Here is a 14,598-nt window from a genome sequence, read left to right on the forward strand (position 1 = left end):
AAAGCATCGCGTAGCGATGCTTTCTAGTTTTTATGAGATTAGGGACTTGCGGATAAAAAATGTCCCACCAAAGTTATCTAGCTTCGACTTCGCTCAGCTAACATTGGCTGAGCGGAGTCGAAGCCACAGGTACTTTAATTAATAGCAAGTCCCTTAGTGAAAAAAAGGTAGCGACACTTTGTGTCGCTACCTTTTTTACGTCGCTATAGATTTAAGCTTTATTGAGACTCATACCATTAGCTTCAGCATAGCGATTCATAAATCTCAAAAAGCGTTCCCATTCAGACTGTCCATTGAGTTTATGAATTGCTTCAATTCCCGCAGACTTGCCATTGATGAATTTGGCGTTGACGTTGCGCGTCACCATTTGCCCCTCTTCATCAATCATGTACATTCCCAAAATTTCATTATTGCCAGCATTTGCGCCAGACATACAGTTAGGTGAATCAAAGAAAAACACAGCAACGCTGGTATCTCCATCCTTAGATCTGGTGATTTTTACATCGGAAGCTTCTTCATCAATGCCGATCGCTAACTGTATTCTTGCTGTCATTTTTAAAACCTTGAATAAAAATTGTTAAAATTTGTAATGTTATTAACATAACCTAAAAGCAGCAACCATGCAGATTAAATGTGTTGCCAATCACATTCAGTTTTCAGCTTTTAGTCTTTGCGTCTAATCAAATACTACAGTCCTCAGTCCCAAACCTGAGTTAGCAGATTGACCATAAACCAATACTCGGTTTTGTAAATGTTGTCTGACAGCCCTAGCCAAAACAATTCGCTCTAAGTCTTTACCTTTACGAATCAGATCGGTAACTGAATCGCGATGGGACACCCGAATCACATCCTGCTCAATAATTGGTCCCTCATCGAGTTCATCGGTTACATAATGAGCTGTTGCCCCAATAATCTTTACGCCACGTTTATAGGCTCTTTGATAGGGATTTGCTCCCGCAAAAGCAGGCAAAAAGGAATGGTGGATATTAATTACTTGCGAAAACTTTGACAGAAAATTTGGACTAAGTACCTGCATATATTTCGCCAGAACCACCAAATCAATCTTGTATTGGTTGAGTAGTTCTAGTTGCTTTTTCTCTTGCTCCAACTTATTTTCAGGATTGATCGCAATGTGATGATAATTAATCCCAAAGTTATGCGCGACCTTTTCTAAATCAGGATGGTTACTAATGACAACGGGGATCACGGCATCAAGTTCATGCGATCGCTGCCGCAGGATCAAATCATACAAACAGTGATCCTGTTTCGAGACAAAAATGGCAATACGGCGCACATAGTCAGAAAAATGAATATTCCATTTAGCATGGATATTGATCGCTAGTTTCTCAAAGGTCGGGGCAATCTCTTCTCGCGCTAGATCAAAGCTATCCAATTCCCATTCAACCCGCATTAAAAATAGCCCTGCCGTACTATCAGAATGTTGATCGGCATGGAGAATATTGCCACCGTGGGAAAACACCCAGTCCGAAATTTTTGCGACTAAGCCTTTTTGATCTGGACAAGAAACTAGTAAAGTTGCAGTTGTCATAGTTATTTAATATTGTGATGGTCAGCGCTTGTCACTGCCCATCCTAAATCAGGTTTCCATAAATATTTGCGTAGATCGATTTTACCTGTGGGACTGAAAATAATTCCTTCTGCTTCAAGAAGCGATCGCTGCAAATAGTCAGTCCCAAAGCGTAAAGGCGATAGTGAAATTTCCCCCTTGGCATTCACCACTCGCTGCCAAGGCACATCTAAAGATTGCATATCCACACGATAGAGTGCATAGCCGACTACACGGGCTTTTCTCGCTAAATTGGCAAGCTCAGCAATCTGTCCATAGGTAGCCACGTAACCTCGTGGAATTTGACGCACAATTTCGTAAATGCGATCGTAGCTTGTTGCTTCTTTGGTCATAATTAGCAAATATACAGTCGCAAAACGCCGCATACCATAAGGGCATAAATTAGTTTTTAATGAGTATGCACTCATTGAAAACCGTGATAAGGCATCATCTAAATATCCAGATAGTAAAACTTTATACTCTTTATCGATTTGGTGACTCAAATCACTTTCATTTCCGTAAAACTTTAGCTATCATGGTTATGTCAAAACATTAAGACATTTGCACTGGAGAAACTTCAATGCTAGCGGCGGAATGCATCGATTCCAGAGCTACCGTAAATATAGAGGAAAAGCGACGGACGACTACACGTATAGCTATGCGCGTACCGAGAAGTTGCTACGGAGAGCCAATTATCTCTCGCCTCTCCTGTGAACACGGACTGACTGTGACTATCATTGCTGCACTTCTTGGAGAAAATCCAGAAGATGATGGCTGGTTCACCTTAGAACTAACTGGAACAACCCAACAAATACAAAGTGGAATTATTTATCTAGAAGAGCTAGATTTAGAAATTTGGGATAAAACAGCTGTCGAGGACGAAAGCTGGTAAACAAAACAAAAAGGCTTGCTTAGCAAGCCTTTTTGTTTTGTTTTCAAAGTTCTCTGTGCTTAGCACAGAGAACTTTGGGCAATTACTTGTTAGGCTGAGGAGTCAAACGCAAGTATGGCTTCACAGGATTGAAACCTTTAGGGAATTTGGTCTTAGCTTCCTCATCAGAAACTGAAGGCACAATCACACAGTCATCACCATCTTTCCAGTTAGCAGGTGTAGCAACGCTGTAGTTGTCAGTCAATTGCAGTGAATCAATCACGCGCAAAATTTCATCAAAGTTGCGACCTGTACTAGCAGGATAGGTCAAGGTGAGGCGAAGCTTCTTATTGGAATCAATGATGAATACCGATCGCACAGTCAATGTATTACCTGTGGAAGAGTTAGGGTGAATCATGCCATAAAGCTCTGAAACCTTCTTGTCTTCATCGGCAAGAATAGGGTAGTTAAGCTTGGTGCTTTGGGTTTCTTCAATATCGCCAACCCATCCCTTGTGAGATTCAACACCATCAACACTCAAAGCGATCGCTTTTATGTTGCGCTTATCAAATTCTGGCTTGAGCTTAGCAACGGTTCCTAGCTCAGTGGTACAAACAGGGGTGAAATCTTTAGGGTGCGAAAATAGAATTGCCCAGCTATCACCGATCCACTCATGAAAATTAATCACGCCATCAGTAGAGTCTTGAGTAAAATCGGGTACGGTATCGCCTAAACGCAGTGTCATAGTTTTAGTTCAGTCTTCGTTGTTACAAATCTAAGATACAAGATTACTGGGAAAATCGCCAGTCTTATAATGCGGTATTCCCATCGCTTTACTGTAGATTATGGCATAAAAACTATAAACTAGAGTTAGGCTTAACTTTACTTTATGGGTTTTGATTATTGACATTGTGCAATCTTTACAGCAAACTTGATATCTGCAAGTGAGAAGCAACATCTCACTTACAAGCTAACAGCTAATTGCTAACAGCTAATTGTAGTCCTAAAATACCAAACGCGGAACTGGCGGAATTGGTAGACGCGCATGTTTCAGGTACATGTGTCGAAAGACTTGGGGGTTCAAGTCCCCCGTTCCGCATCATACAGCGCTTTGCGCTCAAACCCAAACCAAGAAGAATTTTGAAAGCGTTGCAAAGCAACGCTTTCAAAATTCTTCTTGGGGTTCATTTACTCAGTAATTGCTGTAAAAAACTCGCTAGGCGAGCTTTTTTATTGTCGAAAGATAATTGCTTGATTGCCACCCTTTTGTAACTCGTAGGGAACTTGCACAATTTCTGAACTAATGCCTTCGCTAGCTAGAATGCTACATACTTGATCGATATAAGGCGATCGCACTTGAGCAAGCGTTAACAATGGAAAAATCCTGACTTCTTCGGCAATACGACAAAGTTCACGAATTGATTCTAAATGGAACTCAAAACTTAGATGCTCGGAATAGAGAAATAGAAAATGGGAACAGAGCGCAAGTTGAAATTGTTGATTAGGAAACTCTAGTTTCGGCAATTCAGCCTTGATATATCTGCCTTCAGCTTTCCCGCGATCATAATCTTCTAGAAATAGTGCGATCGCATTTTCGCGATTAGCACGTAAATCATCAGGGGACTTGTGATAGATCCATACCCAATTGTCTGGCGTATTCCGCACCTGCTCAATAATATCGTCTACACAAGCATCAAAGCGGCTTTTGATTTTGCTTGCCGTAAATTGATATATGGGATCTATCGATGTAACTTGATAACCTGCGGTGGTCATCTCAGCATTAAAGCTCGCAGGCCCATCACCAATACCAATGATGGATTTATGGCGATCGCCATCCGACAACCCAAACATCAACTCATATTCAGCCTTTGACCTTCCAAAAGGCACAATCTGATCTAATATCATTTTTCACTTTAGGCTCAAGTTACAGCGCTTTGCGCTTTCTTAAAACCCAGATAAATTTTGAAAAAGCTTGCTTCGCAAGCTTTTTCAAAATTTATCTGTACTACACAAACCCTAAATAGGCTGCAATAGATATTTAAGCTGTGCGAAGAACAGCTTAAATATCTATTAATTCAAATTACATAATTTCCAGTTGAGAATCATCACCGACGAGAAATCGTAATGCTTGTGGACGTTTCGGTGAAACCTGCATTTTTACCCTCTGTCCAAGCACACTATCAACAATGCGCTGATGGATACCCGTAATATTAGTGTCATTGAGGATCACGCTATGTTCAATATCAGTATCGATAATCGTGACGCGATCGCTAATGCTCGTATAGGGACCAATATAGGCATGTTCGAGGTGACAGTTTTCACCAATAACTACAGGTCCCCGAATTTTGCAGTTAGTAACTTTAGAGCCTACTCCAATTTCGACACGTCCGCTAATGTTGCTGTCAGCATCCACTTCACCTAGATTCTTAGACTTCAGTCGGGCATCCAGCACAATCTGGTTGGCAGCAAGAATGTCATCCTTTTTACCTGTATCTAGCCACCACCCCTCTAGCTCTGAAGCAGCTACATTTTTGTCAGTGTCAATTAGTTTCTGGATCGCATCGGTAATTTCTAATTCACCTCTAGCCGATGGTGCAATTTGAGAGATCGCCGTATGAATTGTGTTTTTGAAGAAATACACACCAACTAGCGCCAGATTTGATGCAGGATTCTTTGGTTTTTCCACTAGTTGCAGCACCTTGCCCGATTCGTCAACGGTTGCAACCCCAAAAGCAGTAGGATCAGCCACCTGCCGCAATAAGATAAGAGCATCTAGTTGTTTCTGCTGGAAATTGGCTAAAAACTTCTCCAATTGGGATTCGATTAAGTTATCACCAAGGAACATGATGAAAGAGTCATCACCAAGGAATGGCTGGGCAATTTTAACCGCATGGGCTAGTCCTAGAGGTTCAGCTTGCAGAATATATTCGATCTTTGCACCAAAGCGATCGCCATTGCCTGTTTTGGTTTTTACTTCCTCGCCAGTTTCAGGGCTAATGATAATGCCAATATCCGTAATCCCTGCCGCAACAATGCTTTCAATGCAATACCAAAGAATCGGCTTATTAGCGACGGGGACTAGTTGTTTTGCACCTGTATAGGTGAGTGGTCGTAATCTTGTGCCTTTACCACCAGAGAGAATGAGAGCTTTCATGTTTTTGGTTTTGGATAGTGAATACGAAGATGGGCAGTACCAAGCGCTGCCCATTCTAAAACTAACGATAGGATTTTTCGGTTAAATAAGCAGTCAGAGCTTCTTGCCAAGGACGCATCTTCAAAGTTGTGATGCTTTCTAAGCGATCGCTAGTAAGCGCCGAGTTCATCGGTCTAGTTGCCTTAGTAGGAAATGCCGAAGCAGGAATTGACTCAATGGGATGGGAGATATTGGCGAGCTTTAGAGCTTGAGTCGCAAACTCATGCCATGAGCAAATGCCTGTATTCGCTCCATGAATTACCCCGATAGTGCCTGATTGCAAAAGCTCATCTAACAATCTAGCAGCATCGTAGGTATAGGTCGGTGACATAAACATGTCATTGACTACCTTCAGGGGATCACCTGCCTTTGCTTTTTTGATGATTGTCTCGATAAAGTTGCCACCTTTCCCACTTGCCCCTGCCTTACCAAATACGCTAGAAATTCGCAAAATTAGGGATCGCGGCGTAGTTTGCCTAACTAGATTCTCACCTGCAAATTTGGATGCGCCATAAATGCTGATCGGATCTGGCAGATCTGATTCTGTATAGCCAGATGACTGATCGCCTCGAAAGACGTAATCAGTACTGATATACACAGAAAGAGCATCAATCTCGCGACAAGCCCTAGCTACATGTAAAGCACCGAAAGCATTGACCTTAAAAGCTGTTTCAACTTCTTGCTCACAATCATCAACCCTTACATAGGCAGCACTATTGATCACCACATCAAATTTTTGACTGGTTAAAGCTTTTTGTACTGACTCTGCTTGTGTGATATCCACATCAGCACGAGTCAAAGCCGTGAGTTGATAGCGATCGCTTTGCGAAAAGTGACTGACAATATCTGACCCTAACTGACCATTTGCCCCAATCAAAGCAACTTTGAGTACATTCGTCATCTGGCGTACCATTCTTTATAATGCTCTTGGAATACCTTTTTGTCTTTGACCGCTTGCCACCAATCAGCATTTTGTTGATACCAAGCAACGGTTTGGGCAATACCGCGTTTAAAGTCCCATTTCCGTTCCCATCCCAAGGTCTCAGCAGCACTAGGGTCAACGGAGTAGCGGTAGTCATGACCGGGGCGATCGCTGACATACTGCATTAATGATTCAGGGCGGTCAAGCAACCCTAAAACAGTTGTCGCAACTTCAATCCCATTGATTTGTACCCTCGCGCCAATGTTATAGGCGTTACCACTTTCACCCGCATGGAGTACCGTATCAATGCCTGAGCAATGGTCTTCTACATACAGATAATCCCGAACAGCTTCACCTTTACCATAGATGGGCAAAGACTTTGACTCTAGAGCGTTGGTAACAAAGAGCGGAATAATCTTTTCAGGATATTGATAAGGCCCATAGGTATTTGAACCACGAGTAATTACCACATCTAATCCGTAACTAATCCCATAGGAAAATACCAGATGCTCCGCTCCTGCCTTTGATGCAGCGTAAGGACTACGTGGTGACAGAGGATCGGTTTCCAAAGAGTGGCGATCGCTACCAACTAAATCCCCATAAACTTCATCAGTAGATACATGGAGGAATCGCTTGATTTGATGCTTGCGTGCTGCTTCTAATAGCAGTAATGTTCCCTCAATGTTGGTGCGAATGAAGGGCAAGGGATCACGTAGACTTCGATCAACATGGCTCTCAGCCGCAAAGTTGAGAATTGCATCCACACCATTTACCGCTTTTTCCACATCTTCGGGATTAGCAATATCCCCTTCAATGAAAGTAATGCGATCGCTAACATCCTTTAGATTATCAAGATTGCCCGCATAGGTAAGCTTATCGATTACCACAATCTCCCAAGTTGGATGATGGGTCAAGGCATAATGCACATAGTTAGAGCCAATGAAACCTGCTCCACCTGTGATGAGTACTTTTTGAAATCTTTCTGCTGAACTCATGCAAATAACTCCGCTTCTTTTAATAGTTTGCCAACAGCATCCTTAGCAGACACAATTGGTGTATCACTAAGTTGCCATGCGATCGCTACATCAGGATCGTTCCACAGTAGACAGCGATCCTCCGCAGGCGCATAGTAGTCTGTAGCTTTATAAGCTACTTCTGCCACGTCAGACAATACGGCAAAACCATGGGCAAAGCCTGCGGGAATCCACAATTGCTGATAGTTTTCGGCGCTGAGAATATAGCTAACTGATTGCCCAAAAGTTGGTGAACTTTTCCGTAAATCGACAGCAACATCTTGAATTGTGCCAACCAAAGCTCTCACTAATTTGCCTTGGGGCTTACCAATTTGATAATGCAATCCTCGCAAAACATTTTTTTGCGATCGGGAATGATTATCTTGAACAAAATTAATATCTAATCCTGTTTTTTCAACAAAAGTTTGATGATTATAGGACTCATAAAAAAATCCTCTCGCATCCGCAAATACTTTAGGAGTAATCAGTAAAACGTCGGGAATTGCTGTAATTTCAACTTTCATGCAATGTTGGTTAGATTCTATTCTAATTGAATGCGAGATTTTAAATTTATAACTATTCTACCTGTATTTTTCAAGAAACTTTTCAATAATTATTTAAGTAGATGGGCACAATTAAATATAAAGCCCCAAAACCTGCGGGGCACGATTTAATAAAGGTTTTGACTCTATTTTTTAATTATTCCCAGTTACTTAACCTACCTAACCATTAGCTTAATACTTAAGTAGTCATATCAATTTAGCTTTTTAGGGATTATAGTTAAGCGCCAATTCATCTACTAGACATTCTTGTGACAAATTTTGATAAAGAATTTATATTTGTGCGATCGCTTTCTTGATTGCGTCTTCTACCAACTCGGCCATTACTTCATATCCTTTAGTATTTGGATGTAGACCATCATCAGATAATTCTGTTCGTAGCCTGCCTGTATCATCTACCATATGGTTGTGATAGTCTAGATAAACATGTTGATGTTTTTGACAATAGTTTTTGAGCCAGCTATTCAAAGTGCAAATCTTTAGATTTGCCTGTGGTTCTGTCTGGTTAAGTGCACTCCAGTCATTAATGGGCAATACTGAACCAAAGATCACTTGAATATGGTTCATCTGAGCCAGTTCACTGAATGATATATAGTTGCCCTCTACCATGTCTAACGTTGTTGCCCCTGTATTACCAGCAATATCATTAATCCCAGCAAGGATCACTACAACCCTAGGCTGAAGTGACAGCACATCGGGGCGAAAGCGGACGAGCATTTGTGGTGTCGTTTGAGCCGATATACCCCTATTAATATATTTTTTATCAGGAAAAGTACTTTCTAAATCCCAAAATTCAGTGATAGAATCACCAAAAAAAACAATGCGGTTCTCACCTGTTGTCGGAGGAGGTAGGGCAAGATTATGTTGGTGATAAATTTGTAGTTGTGCCCAATCATCTAAACGAGATTTTTGCTGTTCCCATCGTTGCCATAAAATTGGTAAAATCAATTTGGCGATCGCAATAGCTATTAGCTTAAAAATATTTTTTGCTTGCTGCATCTGAATTATGGGAAATCAATTTCTGATAATTTAATTCTTTTAATAAAGCTTTTTGCGGAAAAATTATAATTCCTGAATCACATGTTTTCTAAGTCTAAATTATTTATTTTATCTATTTTTATTGTGCTATTTCTATGCATTGCTTCTCCTGTCCTAGCTCAAGAAAGTGGTGGAGAAGGTGGTAACAAACAAACTCCTGTACAAGTCATTGTCCAAATTGTTATCACAGCTATTGCCTTAAGCATTCTCAACAAATTTGACTTGCCCTAAATCTAACGTCAGTTCGGATTAAGCTGGCAAATTTCAAAAGCCCAAAAATAAAAGCCTTGCTTAGCAAGGTTTTTATTTTTGGGCTTTGAGAGAGGATTTGCTACGCAAACCCTCTCTCAAAGCCAGTTTCAAATTATCCCGAACTCGCGTTAAATCTATTAATATCTATTAATAGCAAGCAGCAGCTAGTTACTCTGAATTAAAAACAAGAGGAAATGTTGAAAGCGTAGCATTATTAAATATTAGATAAAAACCTAGTTTGTGTTGCAATTCTAATATCCTGCCACCCTAATCCAATCATACTAGCTACAAATAGGCTATATCCTGGTTCCTCAAGCTGTGAAAATATTAAACCAAATACGAATACTGTTAGCATTAGGTACTTAGAAAAATCAGTCACACAAACATAACGCCAGACTACAAATGCCATATAGAAATATGCTCCTAATCCCATAAAACCTAAATCTCCCCAAATACCAGCCCAACCAAATAGGGGTGAAAATAGACTCGATTGATCGCCCAACCAACTAGCAGCTACTGTTCGCCAAATCTCTTTGCTAACAGGATGTATAGTTGCGCCTAGTGGAGCTAGTAAATTCCAGTATGTCTCTAACATCCATCCACCTAATCTGCCAACTGTATGCCCAGGACCTAATCCAAATAACCAGTTAAAAGGAGAATGAAAATATTGAGGAACAAGACGAAAGGTTGCAAGTTTTAATCGAGTTGCTTCCCCATCTGGACCATAAATCTCTGGGCGAATCCACACTGTATAGGAAGTGAGATATTCAATATTATAAATTGCCCAATAGAAAACACTCAAAAATATAGATCCTAGTATTAAGTATATTAATGTTTTTCTAATATCCTTGATATTGATTAGATAAAGGAGTACATATCCAGCTATAAATGATAGTAACACCTGTTTTGTGTCTGAAATAATAATATGATTAAAACAAGCTAGAAATATCACAATGCGAAACCAAAGTGGTTTAGTTTTGGCTGTAACTAAGTAGTAACCCGCAAAAGTCATAGCAACAGAACCACCTAGCACATGCCCAGCTCCCTGCCCAATAAAAATCCCTTTGATATTGTCTTCTAAACCTTCTAGTTTTTCCATATGAAAAACATACTTTTGTACATAAGCAAATAGCATGTTAATCATGGCAGCTTGTAAAATCCATTTGCGAAATCGTTGATAGATTTCTATCGTCATCGGTATACTGACAATCGTTAAGATGACAATAAATGGTTCAGCAAGTAATAAATAATCGAGAACCGCATTAACCACACCTGCTTCATTTAATAAAGCACTAATAAAGACAACTATAAGAAAAAGGAATAAACTCAGTAATATAGTTTTGGAAATTGCAATTTGTTTAAGATCTTTACTCCGAGATTTCAGTAGTACTGATCCACAGGCAAGTGGAATTGTTACAAAATGTAAGAAGTTAATAGCAGTTGGTATCTTTAAAGCTGTAAAAACTCGAGGAAACAATGCTGTGCCAAGCCCAAACAAAGTTAAGCTTGAGTTTGTGATATACCCTTCTCTTTTGGGTGTTGTTTCTGCTAATGTTCTCATGTACTAGTCCATGTTTTGTTACTAAAAATATGGATGCCAGTTCATTTTTTTAGGATCGTCTGGTAAATCTCTATCAATCGTTTGTAGTTATCTTCAGCAGTATATTTAGCATCAAATTCATTTCTCGCATTCAGTCGCATCTGACTTAGCTCTTGGGGATGTGCCAATAACCACTTGATTTGCTCTGCTAAGTCTGTGGGATTACTTGGGCGAAAGAGCATTCCATTATGTTGATGTTCTATCAGCTCAGAGATCGCCCCAATATTTGAAGCTATTACTGGCGTACCTTTAGCAAAAGCTTCGATCGCTACTCGTCCAAAAGTTTCAAACCACTCAGAAGGAAATACCAGAAAAGCAGCCTTACCAACAATCTTATACACTTCTTCTAAGGGTCTGCGTCCCAACCACTCGATTTCTGGCATTTCCTTAGCAGCTTCAGTTACTAAACTTGCCATAGGACCATCTCCTAGAATTTTGAGAGGAATTTTACCTTCTAGTTGTCTCCATGCATCAAGCATTACGCCCAAGCCTTTTTCAACCGATAATCGACCGACAAACAAAGCATATCCACCATCACCGTTATCAGGCTCGGGGGCTGGGTGTAGAAAGTTTGTTTTGAAGGAAATTTTTTCGGCGGGCAATCCACCTTGGATGAATTTGTCCACAGCAAACTTGCTGTAGACAATAAATGTATCTACAGCATTGCTCCAAGTTCCTAGTAGCGAATGAAAGCTAATTGTTGCCGCAGTCATCGCACTAGCGCTACGACTATTTCGGTAGCATCCGTGAATTATTCCTGATATTGGTACTTTGCCCAAGCAATCTTCACAGATCCGACCTTCTCGAAAAAACAAAGCATTGGGGCATAGTAAACGATAGTTATGTAGAGTTTGAACTACAGCGACACCTTCATCTTTAGCTGCATAGTATGCCGAAGGGGAGATTAGGGGAAATGTATTATGAAAATGGGCAATTTGTGGCTTTTGTTCACGAATTAGCGATCGCAGATCACGATAAACCTTACCATTCCATAAAGTTTTTTTAGCCAAAAGTAATGGATTCACCTTGGCAATATCATCGTTATCAAGAGTATAACGAATAACCTCATGACCATGAGATTCTAGCAAGGCGCTTTCAGTAGCAAAAATTTGCTCTTCGCCACCAGGTTGTTGATAGTAGTTATGAATCGTTAGAATCCGCATCTATTCCTCCTTTTGTGACAAAACTTTTGCATAAACATCAACTAGGAACTTGCCCTTGGTTTCCCAATTAAATAGTTGATTGACTCTCTGCCGACCAGCAAGTCCCATTTGCGATCGCAAAGTTAGGTCAGTAGCTAAACGATTTATTGCCTGAGCTAATCCTGTCACAGCTTGTTCAGGATCCAGTGCAGGAATTTTAAAACCCGTCTGGTCAGTTACTTGAACTGATGGACCACCTAAATCAAGACAAATTACAGGTCTCCCTGCTGCCATCGCTTCTAAACACACAAAGCCACCTGATTCATGCAAACTAGGATGTACTAAAGCTATGCAACTAGCCAACTTTTGTAATAGTTCATCTCGTGGCATTTCAGCCAAAAACTTAACTTGATCTGCAATCCCTAAATCAGATGCCATCTGCAGTAAACGATCTTGTTCTGGACCATTACCAATCAGCCAATATTCTGCTTCTTTGGGTAAGTTTGCTTGAGCAAAAGCTCTTAGACCTAAGTGAAATCCTTTCCAATGCAAAAATCTACCAATACTAATAAATCGAAGGGGCACAGAATCGGGAAGTGGGAAGCTTGCTAAATAAGTTACTTCTTCGGGTAATAAACCTACCTGAGAAAGTACTTCAACTTTCTTTGCTCCTAGTTTCGTGAGCCGTTCCGATGTCTCTGGAGTTGTCGCCCAATTGAGAATACTGCGACGTACAGTCATACGAGTAAAAGGATCGTGCTCACCAACCCAGCGAGCACAGCCACGCAAAAACTCGTAAATTTTGCCGCGCCCGCTAAAGTTTTGCTCAAAAGCTTTAGGGGTTGATTCGCCGCCGCCGACTGGACCAAAAATAAATGGAATCGGTAATAGAGACAAGAAACTGGGAGTGGAATATTTGACAAAGGTAACATGATGAGCCAAATCAAAGCCTATTTCACGATGCAACTTGAGAGCTACAAAATATGCTTGAATCTGCCAAAGATAATAGTGAATTTGAAAGGCTCCCTGCCCCCATTTCCACCCAGCCCCCCAGATAGGCAGGGTAAAATAAACAAAGTGCAGATTAGGGACTGGATTCCGTTCTAGCTCAGCTTCGATCGCCTCACGCCCATCGTCAGGTCTAGTCAACACCCAAACTTCGTGATAACGTGCTACCTCGCGGGCAGTGTTCCAACCAACTCCTAACTCCGTACCACGTCCTGGTTCACAAGCATAGGCAGACAAAAGTATCTTCATCTTCCCAGTGCCTCCTTGTTGCGAGGAATATCCAACACCAATTGACAAAATTCTAGGTACTGCTTACTGATTTTTAAGTAATCAAAATCTTGCGATCGCTGTTTTGACTGCTCCCGATAATGTTGTTTTAATTCTGGTTGAGTCAGCACTTGCAGCATTCCTTGAGCTAAGGCATCAGGATCACCTGTTTTTACTAATATGCCATATTTGCCATAGTCAACAATATCTTTCATCCCACCAGGAGCATCAGTTACTACTACGGCTGCGCCACAAGCCATTGCTTCCTGCAAAGCGATCGGGCAACCCTCCCAAGCAGATGCCAATACAAATAAATCGCAATTTGCCATATAGCGATAGGGGTTGGGATCATATCCAGGCATACATACTGATTCTGCTATACCTAAGCTCTGACATAGAGATTCAAGCTCAGATCGCAAAGGTCCTTCTCCTAAAATTAGCAGTCTAGCTGGAGACACCTTAAGCACTTGGGCAAATGCTTGAATTAAAACATCAAGTTGTTTTTGTTTGGCTAATCTGGCGGCTGTGACAATAACTGGGACATCTGAGTTTTGGAACCAATCATGGTTAATGGTTTCCTGAGAGAGTTTGTCCACACTTTGAGGATTAATTGGATTCAAAATTACTTGCATGGGTATCTTTGCAGCAATCTTGAGTGTTTCTACTAAATCTGTGACTGTATCTTTAGATACTCCAATTAAACCATCTCCAAAAGGATAGGTGTAGCGCATCAAAACTGGGAGAAATCGGAGATGAAGTTTATCACGATGCTCAATACTAGCCTCAAGACTAATAATGTTATGTTCTCCTATAACTACCTTTGTCTTGGTTCCTGCTAAATATTTAGCCCAAATTGCTACAATATTAAAATACCAAGGCATCGGCAAAATTATATCTGGTTGATATTCTCGCAGATAACGGGCAGTTGCCAAGAGAGAGAAAGTAGTTCGTTTTACATTCAGAGTAATGACGGGAAGATCTCCGCATTTGGCTAATTCCGCATCACTAGCATTTAAAACAACGACGTTACAATCTACTCCTAACTCTTTAAATCCTCGCACAAGTGCGGTGCAGAGGTTGGTGAAAACACCTCCACCAATATTATGTGTCAGTATAGAAATCTTAGGTGTGCTCATTACTCTATTTACTGTATTTCTATCATTGT

The 14,598-nt window shown here is 40.7% G+C and carries 16 protein-coding genes and 1 tRNA gene; 3 read left to right on the plus strand and 14 right to left on the minus strand.

Annotated features, from left to right (window positions below):
• Positions 1 to 211: 211 nt before the first annotated feature.
• The 3 genes from psb28 to HC246_RS21515 form a co-directional block, all read right to left on the minus strand.
• Entirely contained in the window at positions 212 to 553 is a 342-nt protein-coding gene (gene psb28 / locus HC246_RS21505; RefSeq protein WP_169365474.1) for a photosystem II reaction center protein Psb28, read from the minus strand.
• Positions 554 to 676: 123 nt separating this feature from the next.
• Complete coding sequence (purU, locus tag HC246_RS21510) at positions 677 to 1,555, minus strand: formyltetrahydrofolate deformylase (protein ID WP_169365638.1); 879 nt, start codon at positions 1,553 to 1,555, stop codon at positions 677 to 679.
• A complete protein-coding gene (locus HC246_RS21515) occupies positions 1,552 to 1,920 on the minus strand; it encodes an MGMT family protein (protein ID WP_169365475.1) in 369 nt (122 codons plus the stop codon). Before HC246_RS21515 ends, purU begins: the two co-directional genes overlap by 4 nt.
• A gap of 227 nt (positions 1,921 to 2,147) precedes the next feature.
• Between HC246_RS21515 and HC246_RS21520 the strand changes: the two genes are divergently transcribed.
• A complete protein-coding gene (locus tag HC246_RS21520) occupies positions 2,148 to 2,459 on the plus strand; it encodes an NIL domain-containing protein (protein ID WP_126386626.1) in 312 nt (103 codons plus the stop codon).
• Positions 2,460 to 2,541: 82 nt separating this feature from the next.
• On the opposite strand, the gene HC246_RS21525 is transcribed toward HC246_RS21520, so the two are convergent.
• Entirely contained in the window at positions 2,542 to 3,183 is a 642-nt protein-coding gene (locus HC246_RS21525; protein ID WP_169365476.1) for a peroxiredoxin, read from the minus strand.
• A gap of 272 nt (positions 3,184 to 3,455) precedes the next feature.
• On the opposite strand from HC246_RS21525, the gene HC246_RS21530 reads away from it, so the two are divergent.
• Positions 3,456 to 3,537: transfer RNA gene (locus tag HC246_RS21530), tRNA-Leu, on the plus strand.
• Positions 3,538 to 3,668: 131 nt separating this feature from the next.
• On the opposite strand, the gene HC246_RS21535 is transcribed toward HC246_RS21530, so the two are convergent.
• The 6 genes from HC246_RS21535 to HC246_RS21560 form a co-directional block, all read right to left on the minus strand.
• Positions 3,669 to 4,343: an SAM-dependent methyltransferase gene (locus HC246_RS21535; RefSeq protein ID WP_169365477.1), complete on the minus strand. Its 675-nt coding sequence runs from the start codon at positions 4,341 to 4,343 to the stop codon at positions 3,669 to 3,671.
• A 175-nt stretch (positions 4,344 to 4,518) separates the two neighbouring features.
• Positions 4,519 to 5,592: a glucose-1-phosphate thymidylyltransferase gene (locus tag HC246_RS21540; protein ID WP_169365478.1), complete on the minus strand. Its 1,074-nt coding sequence runs from the start codon at positions 5,590 to 5,592 to the stop codon at positions 4,519 to 4,521.
• Positions 5,593 to 5,653: 61 nt separating this feature from the next.
• On the minus strand, positions 5,654 to 6,532 hold the full coding sequence (gene rfbD / locus HC246_RS21545; RefSeq protein ID WP_169365479.1) for a dTDP-4-dehydrorhamnose reductase: 879 nt from the start codon (positions 6,530 to 6,532) through the stop codon (positions 5,654 to 5,656).
• Entirely contained in the window at positions 6,529 to 7,548 is a 1,020-nt protein-coding gene (rfbB, locus tag HC246_RS21550; RefSeq protein ID WP_169365480.1) for a dTDP-glucose 4,6-dehydratase, read from the minus strand. The genes rfbD and rfbB overlap by 4 nt, the downstream gene beginning before the upstream one ends.
• The gene (gene rfbC / locus HC246_RS21555) at positions 7,545 to 8,090 is read right to left on the minus strand and encodes a dTDP-4-dehydrorhamnose 3,5-epimerase (protein ID WP_169365481.1); all 546 of its coding nucleotides are present in this window, start codon (positions 8,088 to 8,090) and stop codon (positions 7,545 to 7,547) included. Before rfbC ends, rfbB begins: the two co-directional genes overlap by 4 nt.
• A 309-nt stretch (positions 8,091 to 8,399) precedes the next feature.
• Positions 8,400 to 9,125: a GDSL-type esterase/lipase family protein gene (locus HC246_RS21560; RefSeq protein ID WP_169365482.1), complete on the minus strand. Its 726-nt coding sequence runs from the start codon at positions 9,123 to 9,125 to the stop codon at positions 8,400 to 8,402.
• A gap of 81 nt (positions 9,126 to 9,206) precedes the next feature.
• Between HC246_RS21560 and HC246_RS21565 the strand changes: the two genes are divergently transcribed.
• Entirely contained in the window at positions 9,207 to 9,395 is a 189-nt protein-coding gene (locus HC246_RS21565) for a hypothetical protein (protein ID WP_169365483.1), read from the plus strand.
• A 235-nt stretch (positions 9,396 to 9,630) separates the two neighbouring features.
• On the opposite strand, the gene HC246_RS21570 is transcribed toward HC246_RS21565, so the two are convergent.
• Genes HC246_RS21570 through HC246_RS21585 form a run of 4 tightly spaced genes read right to left on the minus strand, consistent with a single transcriptional unit; the run spans position 9,631 to position 14,569 of the window.
• Positions 9,631 to 10,977 (minus strand): hypothetical protein, encoded by a 1,347-nt coding sequence (locus HC246_RS21570; protein WP_169365484.1) that lies wholly within the window; start codon positions 10,975 to 10,977, stop codon positions 9,631 to 9,633.
• A gap of 41 nt (positions 10,978 to 11,018) precedes the next feature.
• Positions 11,019 to 12,179, minus strand: a complete 1,161-nt coding sequence (locus tag HC246_RS21575; protein ID WP_169365485.1) for a glycosyltransferase — start codon at positions 12,177 to 12,179, stop codon at positions 11,019 to 11,021.
• Positions 12,180 to 13,415: a glycosyltransferase family 4 protein gene (locus tag HC246_RS21580; RefSeq protein WP_169365486.1), complete on the minus strand. Its 1,236-nt coding sequence runs from the start codon at positions 13,413 to 13,415 to the stop codon at positions 12,180 to 12,182.
• Entirely contained in the window at positions 13,412 to 14,569 is a 1,158-nt protein-coding gene (locus HC246_RS21585; protein WP_169365487.1) for a glycosyltransferase, read from the minus strand. Before HC246_RS21585 ends, HC246_RS21580 begins: the two co-directional genes overlap by 4 nt.
• Between the last annotated feature and the right edge of the window lie 29 nt (positions 14,570 to 14,598).

The sequence above is a fragment of the Pseudanabaena yagii GIHE-NHR1 genome (assembly GCF_012863495.1).
Lineage (GTDB): Bacteria > Cyanobacteriota > Cyanobacteriia > Pseudanabaenales > Pseudanabaenaceae > Pseudanabaena > Pseudanabaena yagii.

Bases quoted from the DNA above. Each gene is read 5' to 3' on its own strand.
- psb28 (WP_169365474.1), bottom strand. From the start codon at position 553: ATGACAGCAAGAATACAGTTAGCGATCGGCATTGATGAAGAAGCTTCC.
- HC246_RS21515 (WP_169365475.1), bottom strand. From the start codon at position 1,920: ATGACCAAAGAAGCAACAAGCTACGATCGCATTTACGAAATTGTGCGT.
- HC246_RS21520 (WP_126386626.1), top strand. From the start codon at position 2,148: ATGCTAGCGGCGGAATGCATCGATTCCAGAGCTACCGTAAATATAGAG.
- HC246_RS21525 (WP_169365476.1), bottom strand. From the start codon at position 3,183: ATGACACTGCGTTTAGGCGATACCGTACCCGATTTTACTCAAGACTCT.
- HC246_RS21535 (WP_169365477.1), bottom strand. From the start codon at position 4,343: ATGATATTAGATCAGATTGTGCCTTTTGGAAGGTCAAAGGCTGAATAT.
- HC246_RS21540 (WP_169365478.1), bottom strand. From the start codon at position 5,592: ATGAAAGCTCTCATTCTCTCTGGTGGTAAAGGCACAAGATTACGACCA.
- rfbD (WP_169365479.1), bottom strand. From the start codon at position 6,532: ATGACGAATGTACTCAAAGTTGCTTTGATTGGGGCAAATGGTCAGTTA.
- rfbB (WP_169365480.1), bottom strand. From the start codon at position 7,548: ATGAGTTCAGCAGAAAGATTTCAAAAAGTACTCATCACAGGTGGAGCA.
- rfbC (WP_169365481.1), bottom strand. From the start codon at position 8,090: ATGAAAGTTGAAATTACAGCAATTCCCGACGTTTTACTGATTACTCCT.
- HC246_RS21560 (WP_169365482.1), bottom strand. From the start codon at position 9,125: ATGCAGCAAGCAAAAAATATTTTTAAGCTAATAGCTATTGCGATCGCC.
- HC246_RS21565 (WP_169365483.1), top strand. From the start codon at position 9,207: ATGTTTTCTAAGTCTAAATTATTTATTTTATCTATTTTTATTGTGCTA.
- HC246_RS21570 (WP_169365484.1), bottom strand. From the start codon at position 10,977: ATGAGAACATTAGCAGAAACAACACCCAAAAGAGAAGGGTATATCACA.
- HC246_RS21575 (WP_169365485.1), bottom strand. From the start codon at position 12,179: ATGCGGATTCTAACGATTCATAACTACTATCAACAACCTGGTGGCGAA.
- HC246_RS21580 (WP_169365486.1), bottom strand. From the start codon at position 13,415: ATGAAGATACTTTTGTCTGCCTATGCTTGTGAACCAGGACGTGGTACG.
- HC246_RS21585 (WP_169365487.1), bottom strand. From the start codon at position 14,569: ATGAGCACACCTAAGATTTCTATACTGACACATAATATTGGTGGAGGT.